The 8390-nt window shown below is 73.8% G+C and carries 9 protein-coding genes; 6 read left to right on the top strand and 3 right to left on the bottom strand.

The annotated features are described in order from the left end of the window. Positions 1–92: 92 nt before the first annotated feature. On the bottom strand, positions 93–560 hold the full coding sequence (locus ACFVQZ_RS27475; RefSeq protein WP_030496769.1) for an RDD family protein: 468 nt from the start codon (positions 558–560) through the stop codon (positions 93–95). Positions 561–781: 221 nt separating this feature from the next. Between ACFVQZ_RS27475 and glnA the strand changes: the two genes are divergently transcribed. The 3 genes from glnA (at position 782) to ACFVQZ_RS27460 (ending at position 3649) form a co-directional block, all read left to right on the top strand. Continuing rightward, the gene (glnA, locus tag ACFVQZ_RS27470) at positions 782–2203 is read left to right on the top strand and encodes a type I glutamate--ammonia ligase (protein ID WP_030496768.1); all 1422 of its coding nucleotides are present in this window, start codon (positions 782–784) and stop codon (positions 2201–2203) included. A 313-nt stretch (positions 2204–2516) separates the two neighbouring features. Beyond that, positions 2517–3380, top strand: a complete 864-nt coding sequence (locus ACFVQZ_RS27465) for a hypothetical protein (RefSeq protein WP_383626984.1) — start codon at positions 2517–2519, stop codon at positions 3378–3380. Further along, positions 3377–3649 carry a hypothetical protein gene (locus ACFVQZ_RS27460; protein ID WP_036416003.1) on the top strand — a complete coding sequence of 91 codons (273 nt, stop codon included), beginning with the start codon at positions 3377–3379 and terminating at the stop codon, positions 3647–3649. The genes ACFVQZ_RS27465 and ACFVQZ_RS27460 overlap by 4 nt, the downstream gene beginning before the upstream one ends. On the opposite strand, the gene ACFVQZ_RS27455 is transcribed toward ACFVQZ_RS27460, so the two are convergent. Next, on the bottom strand, positions 3630–3905 hold the full coding sequence (locus ACFVQZ_RS27455) for a hypothetical protein (RefSeq protein WP_030496766.1): 276 nt from the start codon (positions 3903–3905) through the stop codon (positions 3630–3632). The two genes, ACFVQZ_RS27460 and ACFVQZ_RS27455, sit on opposite strands and share 20 nt — an antisense overlap. A 123-nt stretch (positions 3906–4028) precedes the next feature. On the opposite strand from ACFVQZ_RS27455, the gene ACFVQZ_RS27450 reads away from it, so the two are divergent. After that, entirely contained in the window at positions 4029–4409 is a 381-nt protein-coding gene (locus tag ACFVQZ_RS27450; RefSeq protein WP_383626981.1) for an arsenate reductase family protein, read from the top strand. Positions 4410–4433: 24 nt separating this feature from the next. On the opposite strand, the gene ACFVQZ_RS27445 is transcribed toward ACFVQZ_RS27450, so the two are convergent. Then, a complete protein-coding gene (locus tag ACFVQZ_RS27445) occupies positions 4434–5360 on the bottom strand; it encodes a Gfo/Idh/MocA family protein (RefSeq protein ID WP_383626978.1) in 927 nt (308 codons plus the stop codon). Positions 5361–5619: 259 nt separating this feature from the next. Between ACFVQZ_RS27445 and ACFVQZ_RS27440 the strand changes: the two genes are divergently transcribed. Further along, entirely contained in the window at positions 5620–7062 is a 1443-nt protein-coding gene (locus ACFVQZ_RS27440; RefSeq protein WP_383626975.1) for a hypothetical protein, read from the top strand. Beyond that, complete coding sequence (locus ACFVQZ_RS27435; RefSeq protein WP_383626972.1) at positions 7059–8222, top strand: hypothetical protein; 1164 nt, start codon at positions 7059–7061, stop codon at positions 8220–8222. Before ACFVQZ_RS27440 ends, ACFVQZ_RS27435 begins: the two co-directional genes overlap by 4 nt. The last annotated feature ends 168 nt before the right edge of the window (positions 8223–8390 follow it).

Raw genomic sequence — 8390 nt, 5'->3', positions numbered from 1 at the left:
GCCCCGGACCTGCGGAAGGTCCGGGGCACCGCCTTTTTCCGTCGGCACCGCCTGTTCGTTCTCCGTCTCCGGTCCGCCGGCCGGCGGGGCCGTCAGGCGCGGACCTGGACGGCGCCGGTGAAGCGGTCGTGGAGGCCGCGGCCGTCCCGGTCCCAGACCAGCGCGGGGATCGCCAGGCAGGTGAGGGCCGCGCGGAGCACCGCGCGCGGCAGCGACAGCCGGCCGCCGCCCACCGCGATCACCCGCAGCCGGAAGAGCAGCTTGCCGGGGGTGGCGCCGACGGTGCCGACGGTCGCGGCGTTCAGGACGAACAGGATGAGCAGGGCCCAGTTGGCCGTCGCCTGGTTGTAGCCGTCCGTGAGGAGACCGTATGCGATCAGCAGGCACAGGCCCCAGTCCACGGCGAGCGCGCCGAGCCGCGCCCCGGGCCGGGCGATGGAGCCGGGTCCCTCCTCCGGGAGGCCCAGCTGCCGCCCCCGGTAGCCGAAGTCCACGCCTGCTTGCTCCGCCGCGGCACGGGGGCCGGAGAGCCACGATCCGAGTGCTTGCCTGTTGTCCACCCGACCACGGTACTGCGCCCGTTTTCGATCACTTCGGTCCGGGTGCGGATGGGGCACGACACGGAGGGGCACCACCCGGCCCGGTTAACTTCGACGAAACAAATGGGTCATGCTGGAGAAATCCCGACTGCCTAGGGTCGGGAGCGAGCGTGCGCCACCGCACTGGTGCATCACCGAGCTGCAACCCCGCCCCTCCCCGGGCCGGGAGTAGGAGGAGTTGGATGTCCAAGCACGGGTTCCAGAACGCCGAAGAAGTCGCGAAGTTCATCAAGGACGAAGACGTCAAGATGGTCGACGTCCGCTTCTGCGACCTGCCCGGCGTGATGCAGCACTTCTCGATCCCGGCGACGGCCTTCGACCCGTCCGAGGAGCTGGCGTTCGACGGCTCCTCGATCCGCGGCTTCCAGGCCATCCACGAGTCCGACATGTCGCTGCGCGCCGACCTCTCCACGGCCCGCCTGGACCCGTTCCGCCGCGACAAGACGCTCAACATCAACTTCTTCATCCACGACCCGATCACGGGCGAGGCGTACAGCCGCGACCCGCGGAACATCGCGAAGAAGGCGGAGGCGTACCTGGCCTCCACCGGCATCGCCGACACCGCGTACTTCGGCCCCGAGGCCGAGTTCTACGTCTTCGACTCGGTGCGCTTCGAGACCTCCGCGAACCAGGGCTTCTACCACATCGACTCCGAGGCCGGCGCCTGGAACACCGGTGCGGAGGAGAACAACCGCGGTTACAAGGTCCGCTACAAGGGCGGCTACTTCCCGGCCCCGCCGGTCGACCACTTCGCCGACCTGCGCGCCGAGATGTCCCTGGAGCTGGAGAAGGTCGGCCTCCAGGTCGAGCGCCAGCACCACGAGGTGGGCACCGCCGGCCAGGCCGAGATCAACTACAAGTTCAACACGCTGCTCGCCTCGGCCGACGACCTGATGCTGTTCAAGTACATCATCAAGAACGTCGCCTGGCGGAACGGCAAGTCCGCGACCTTCATGCCGAAGCCGATCTTCGGCGACAACGGCTCGGGCATGCACGTCCACCAGTCGCTGTGGTCCAACGGCGCCCCGCTGTTCTACGACGAGGCCGGTTACGCGGGCCTGTCGGACACCGCGCGCTACTACATCGGCGGCATCCTCAAGCACGCCCCGTCGCTGCTCGCCTTCACCAACCCGACGGTGAACTCCTACCACCGCCTCGTCCCGGGCTTCGAGGCGCCGGTCAACCTGGTCTACTCGCAGCGCAACCGCTCCGCCGCCATGCGCATCCCGATCACGGGCTCGAACCCGAAGGCCAAGCGCGTCGAGTTCCGCGCGCCGGACCCGTCCTCGAACCCGTACCTCGCCTTCTCCGCGCTCCTCCTCGCGGGCCTCGACGGCGTCAAGAACAAGATCGAGCCCATGGAGCCGATCGACAAGGACCTGTACGAGCTCGCCCCCGAGGAGCACGCGAGCGTCCCGCAGGTCCCGACCAACCTGGAGGCCGTGCTCAAGGCCCTGGAGGAGGACAACGAGTACCTCCAGGCCGGCGGCGTCTTCACCTCCGACCTGATCGAGACGTGGATCGACTACAAGCGCACCCACGAGATCGCCCCGATCCAGCTCCGCCCGCACCCGCACGAGTTCGAGCTCTACTACGACCTCTGAACCGCGAGGCGCACCACACGCACCACTGAGGGCCGCCGCCCCCGGACACCCCGGGGACGGCGGCCCTCGCCGTTGTCTGTGCCCTTGTCTGTCCCGTTGTCTGTGCCGTTCTCCCCCGCGAACCTTCGGGGTTCGGGTAACGTGGCGCCGGTCGCCGGTCCGCCACGCGGGTCCGGGAGCCGGCAGAAGTACGCGAGCCCGGTACTCGCCGAAGCCGGGCAAAGGTGGGGAGCACCTGCCGCGTGGGTGAGTTCTCCGTTGTCCTCAGGTATGTGATCCCTGACGCGCCGACCGGGCGGCAGTGAGGTGAAGCATGCCCGCACACACGTCCACCGCACGCGACCGCGCCCGCTACACCGGTGAGACGCTGGACACCGCGAGGTCGGGCATCGCCCGGCACCGCTCCCTCGGTCTCGACGAGTGCCGTCCGGAGCAGCGCGCCTTCCGGGTGCTGCTCGCGCTCGGGTACCTCAACAACGATCCGCACGCGTACGAGGGCCCCGCCGGATGGCACGTCTCGGTCCTCTCCAGGTACACCCTCACCATGTCCCCGCGCTGGGACCGCCTGGTGATCATCGCGAGCGTCCCCGACAACGTGACGCGGCGCCTGCTCCGGGGCCCCATGGGCGGGAGCGGTCTGCCGGGCCTCCGGCTCGTGGAGCACCGCGGGTCCTCCGGTTACGTGCTGCGCCACCTGCCGACGGGAGCCGAGCTGGTCGTCACGGGGCACGTCTCGGGCAGGGCGGAAGGCCCCGTCTCCGAGCCGAACTTCAACGCCCTGACCACCGCCGTGCCGGTCACCCGGGCCGAGGAGGAGCAGCTGCGCCGGGTGCCCGAGGCCACCGAGGACGCGCAGCGCCTGATCGCCGGCGTGCTGACGCGCGTCACCGCCCGCGATCCCCACCGCTCCTGGGCCATCGGCAACTGGTTCTACGATCCGCTGACCCGCCCCGGCTGGCTCGACCTGGACCACCGCCAGCACCGGACCCTGCGCGGCCGTGGAGACCACTGGGTGTTGAGCTGGGGTGCGGTTCCCTACGAGAGAGACCTCGTCGCCGCGCTGACGGACCCGGTCGCCGGGATCGCCGGCGCCGTGCGGCAGCGGGACGGCGGACACACCGTCATCACCCTCGGGAGCGCCACGCTGCGCCTCCGGCCGGAGGTGCGGGCCTCGTGATCCAGCTTCCGGTGATCGACGCGGGCGTCCCCTGGTGGGCGGCCTGTCTGATGGCGATGTTCACGGCGCTGATGTGGTGTGCCCTGCGGGCGCTGCGCATCCTGGTGCCCGCCCGGTCCGAGGACCTGTTGCGGTGGTGGATCGCCGTGCTCCGTCACCGGCGCCTCCGCTCCTCGCGCAAGGCCGGAGGGGCCGGGAGCGCCACCGCCGCCGCCCCGGTGGCCCCGGGGCGGCGGCGGGACGGTTCGGTCAGTGGTGCTGGCGGATGAACGTGCGGACCAGGCGGCAGGTGGTGTCGGAGGGCGGGTGGATGCCTATGCGGTGGGCCGTGGTGCGGATGGTGGCGTTCGTCGCCTTGGACGGGATGTAGATCCCGGAGTCGAGGAGCGCGATCGCGAGGCGCATGGCCTTGAGGCGGCGGTTGTGGGTGACGTACCACTCGCGCGGGCGGCCGGCCGGGAGGGGCTTCTTCTGGAGCGGCGTGAAGGGTTCGATGGACGGCCTGCGGATCACGGCTGTTGCCATGGGCTACCTCCTGGCGAACGGGGGCGGGGGCCTCCCCTGGGCCCCTGCCTTCTGCCTTCCATTTTAGGTGCTGCCACTGACAATCGGGCCTGGTCGGACGGGGTTCGGCGGTAGTTTGGGGAGATGGAGATCTGGATCAATCCCGCCTGTTCCAAGTGCCGCGGCGCCCTCACCCTGCTCGACGCGGAGGGGGCCGAGTACACCGTCCGGAAGTACCTGGAGGACGTGCCGACCGCCGACGAGATCCGGGGAGTTCTGGAGCGGCTGGGACTGGAGCCGTGGGACATCACGCGCACCGGTGAGGCCGTCGCCAAGGAGCTCGGGGTGAAGGAGTGGGGGCGGCGGCCCGAGGACCGCGAGCGGTGGATCGAGGCGCTGGCCGCGCACCCCAGGCTCATCCAGCGGCCGATCATCACCGCGGAGGACGGCACGGCCGTCGTCGCCCGCACGGAAGAGGCCGTGCGGGACGCGCTCGGGCGCGGCCGGGCCGCTTCGGGCGCCTGAGCGGGGCGGGCGGCCGGCCCGCCGTCAGACCGCCGCCGCGCGGGCCTCGGCCTCGGTGAGGAGTTCGGTGAGGCGGAGCCCGAAGCGCGCGTCGCAGGGGTGCGGGGTGGCGGTGCGGGCGGCCGTGAGGAGGGCGTCGACGGCGTGGCCGTACGCCTCCCCCGCCCCGTTCCAGCCGGGGAGGTCCGCGCGGCCCGCCGTGCCGTGCAGGGTGATCGCGGCGCCCGCCGCGGCCGGCGGGGCGCTGAGGGTGAGGGTGGCGGTGCTGCTCGCGCCCGAGGTGTGGCGGAGCGTCAGGTGGTGGGTGTCCGCCGGGCCCTTCACGGCCGTCAGCGACGTCACGTCGCCGAGGATCGGCAGGAGGACGGAGAGGACGTGCGGGCCGACGTCCCACAGGCCGCCCTTCTCGCGGCGCCAGGGCGAGTCGGCGTACGGGCTCGCGGAGCCGGCCGCGTAGAGCGAGCCGAGCCAGCGGGCCTCGGCGACGTACCAGCCGCCCGCCGCGCGCTGCTCCTCGATCCAGCGGGCCGTCTCGGGCGCGAAGCGCAGGGTGCAGAAGACGACGGAGGCGACGCCCGCCTTCTCCGCCGCCTCGGCGACCTCGCGGGCCGCGGTGACCGTCGTGGCGAGCGGCTTGTCGAGGAGCAGGTGGCAGCCGGCCCGGGCCGCGCGGGCGGCGACGGTGGCCTGGACGTCCGGCGGCAGCGCCACCGCGACGGCGTCGCACTCGGCGAGGAGGACGTCCAGGTCCTCGTACGCGCGGGTGCCGGACGCGGCGGCGAGTTCGGCGGCGGCCTCCGGGCGCCGGCCCCACACGCCGGCGAACTCGACCCCCGGGTGCGCGGCGAGCGCGGGCGCGTGGGTGCGGGCGGCCCACGGGCCGGTGCCGACGAGTCCGATGCGGGGACGCCGAGACGGGGACGGGGACGGGGATGCGGAGAGGGTCGCCATGGGCCCCAGTCTGCCCGGCCGGGGCGGTCGCGTCCCACCCGGTATCGGCGGGGGCGGTCGCGTCCCACCCGGTATCGGCCGGGGCGGCCGGGTCCCGCCCGTTTTCGGCTGGCGCCGCCGCCCCGGCGCCGGTTAGCGTGCGGGGGTGCCGGCCGCGGGACTTCGGCGCGACTTCCGGAACCTGCCTGAAGCAACGTCTTCGCTGTTCGCGCTCCCTCTCCCCGGCCGGCACGCCGACGCGCGGGGAAAGGGGGCCGTGGTGTCCGAGCTGGTCGCCGCCGAGGACGTGCTGCTGTTCGTCAACGCGGCCGTGACCGCGACCGGGCAGCGGGAGTTCCGCTCCCCGGCCGAGGAGCAGCGGCTGTCGCTGGACTTCCTCCACGCGTACGTACGGATCAACTACCGCCCCCTGTACGCCGCGTGCCTGGCGCTCGACATCAACGACCACAACGCCGCGCTCGTCGCCGGGCAGCTGCTGCGGACGCCCGGCGAGGCCGGCGACGGGGAGGGGCGGCTGATCGCGGCCCGGCTGGCGCGGATGGCGCCGCAGCGGGTGTACCGGCTGTTCCGGGAGCTGCGGCGGGCGGGCGTGAACAACCGGCGGACGCGCGCGATCGTGCGGGAGTGGCTGGCCGCGCGGCCGGATCCGGCGCTGGACGCGGTGAAGTACCGGGCGGGGGTGAAGGCCGCGCTGCGGCACGCGCACGTGCCGGCCGCCGACGCCGAGACCGGCGACTTCCTCTTCGCGCCGGGCCGCCGTGTGCGGTACGCGCACCCGACGCTGGAGGCGTACCGGCGGGCGCACTACGAGGAGGCCGCGCTGTACGGGCTGCCGTTCAGCGTCGCCGAGGGGTTCGCCGCGAAGCACGGAGTGCCCCGGGAGGTGTTCCTGGAGCGGATCGCGCCCCGGATGACCCGGCTGGAGCGGCTGCGCACCGCGCGGGCCGCCGGGACCGCCCGGGACCTGGCGGGGATGCCGCTGACGCGGCTGGCGCTGTACGTGCTGGTGCTGCCGTTCGCGGAGCGGGCCGCGCGGCGGGCGGAGCTGACGGGGGCGCTGCGGGCGGCGGCGCGCCGGGCGGCGGGGCCGTACGCGGGGAGCTGGGGGCGGGTCGCGGCGGTGCTCGACGACAGCTTCTCGTCGTCGGGTTCGGCGGTGAAGCGGCGCCGGCCGCTGGCCGTGGCGCTCGGCTGCCACTTCCTGCTGGAGGCGCTGGCGGCGCCGGGCGCGTACACGGGCCGGTGGACGTCGGGCGGCACGGATCCGCTGCTCGTCCGGCCGTACGGGCCGACCCCGCTGGGCCTGCGGATCCTGGACGCGCTCGACGGCGGCCCGGACCGGCTGGTGATCGTCTCGGACGGCTGGGACAACGCGCCGCCGGGGCTCGCGGGCGAGGTGCTGCGGGTCTGGCGGTCGCGGCTGGATCCGGGGCGGCGGACGGCGGCCGTCCACGTGAACCCCGTATACGACGCGGAGGTGTTCGACGTGCGCCGGCTGGGTCCTTCGGTGCCGGCGGTCGGCATCCGGGACGCGGAGGACCTGCCGGCGCTGGTGGAGATCGCCGGGTTCGCGGAGGGCCGGACCGGGCTGACGGAGCTGCGCGCCTATCTGGACCGGCGGGTGGCGGACTTCCTGGCGGCCCACGGAGCGGGGCAGGGGACGGGGCACGGAGCGGGGCAGGGGACGGGGCGGACGGCGTGACGCGGATCGATCTGACCGGGTTGGAGACCCGGCCCGCGCAGGTGTGGGGCGGGGTGCGGCTGGTGCCGCTGGTGCGGGCCGAACCGGTGGCGGGGCTGCGGCTGAGCCGGGAGGTGTACGCGGCGGACGGGGACCCCGAGGGGGACGCCGTCGTGGACGTCGGCGACGGCACCGCCTACACCTCGTACGTGCCGCACGGTTTCGTCGCGGACTGGTCGGGGGCGGGGCGCGAGGAGGCGGCGTACGGGACGCGGCTCGGGGACGGGGCGCCGGCCGCCGTGCCGGTGCGCGCCGCGCACCACCGGCTCGCGAAGCGGCGGCACGGCGGGCGACGGCTGCGGTTCCTGCCGCTGCACCTGGCGCTGGAGGGGTATCTGGCGCTGCACTTCGGCGGGCCGTCCGTGCTGTGGGACGAGTGGTCGCGGACCGCGCTGCGGCAGGGGCTCTCGCCGCGCGCGGAGGCGGCGTACGCCGGGTGGGACGTGCCGGGGCTCGCGGAGGCGCTGCGGGTCTTCGAGCTGCACCCGGGGCAGTGCGGGGTGATGGTGTACGCGGCGGACGCGCTCGCGGCGGCGTTCGTCGTGCCGCACCCGGAGGACTACCGGCTGCTGCACCCGACGCTGGTGGAGGACCTGTACGGCGAGCTGGTGCACCAGTACGCGCACTACGGCGCGCCGGTGCCCGGATTCGAGGCCCGGATCCGGGACGGCGCGGGCGGCATCCGGGACCTCGCGGACCTGCGGGCGGCGGCGCGGGAGCAGGAGCGGCGCTGGGCGGCGGCGCACGACGGGCTGATGGCGCGGGACCTGCTGGAGACCCCGTACGCCTTCGAGCGGGTGTACCGCATGGGGTCGTTCGCGCTGTACCGGTTCCTGCCGCCGTTCGCGCGGGACGGGCGGGAGCAGCACATCGGCGAGCTGATCACCGACCACAAGGGGCGGACGGCCTATCTGAAGACCTTCCGGCTGACGGACGCGCAGGTCAGGCGGGGTTATCTGCTGCGCAGGCTGGCGTCCTGCGACTGGCATCCGGGGCGGACGGCGGAGGCGCTGGGGATCACGCGGGACGAGCTGGTCCGGCGGATCCGGTCGGCCGGCTTCGGCGGGCTGCTGGACGCGCACGGGCTCGCACAGGCCGTGCGGGAGGAGCGGGAAAGCTGAGTAACACGGGGTTCACAAACGGGCAACCGAAGGGAAATCCCGTGTTGCGAAGCTGCGGTCACACGAAAGGTGCCGTACGCGGCGGGCCGGGGCACCGGCCGGGCGTCCGGCGCCGCCCCGCGACTTCTCGCAGTGCCGCGAGCCGCCGCGGATCCCCGCAGCAGCACG

The sequence above is a fragment of the Streptomyces sp. NPDC057854 genome, assembly GCF_042797055.1.
Lineage (GTDB): Bacteria > Actinomycetota > Actinomycetes > Streptomycetales > Streptomycetaceae > Streptomyces.
The sequence above is the reverse complement of the archived record's forward strand: the minus strand, read 5'-3'. Positions and strand labels throughout refer to the sequence as shown.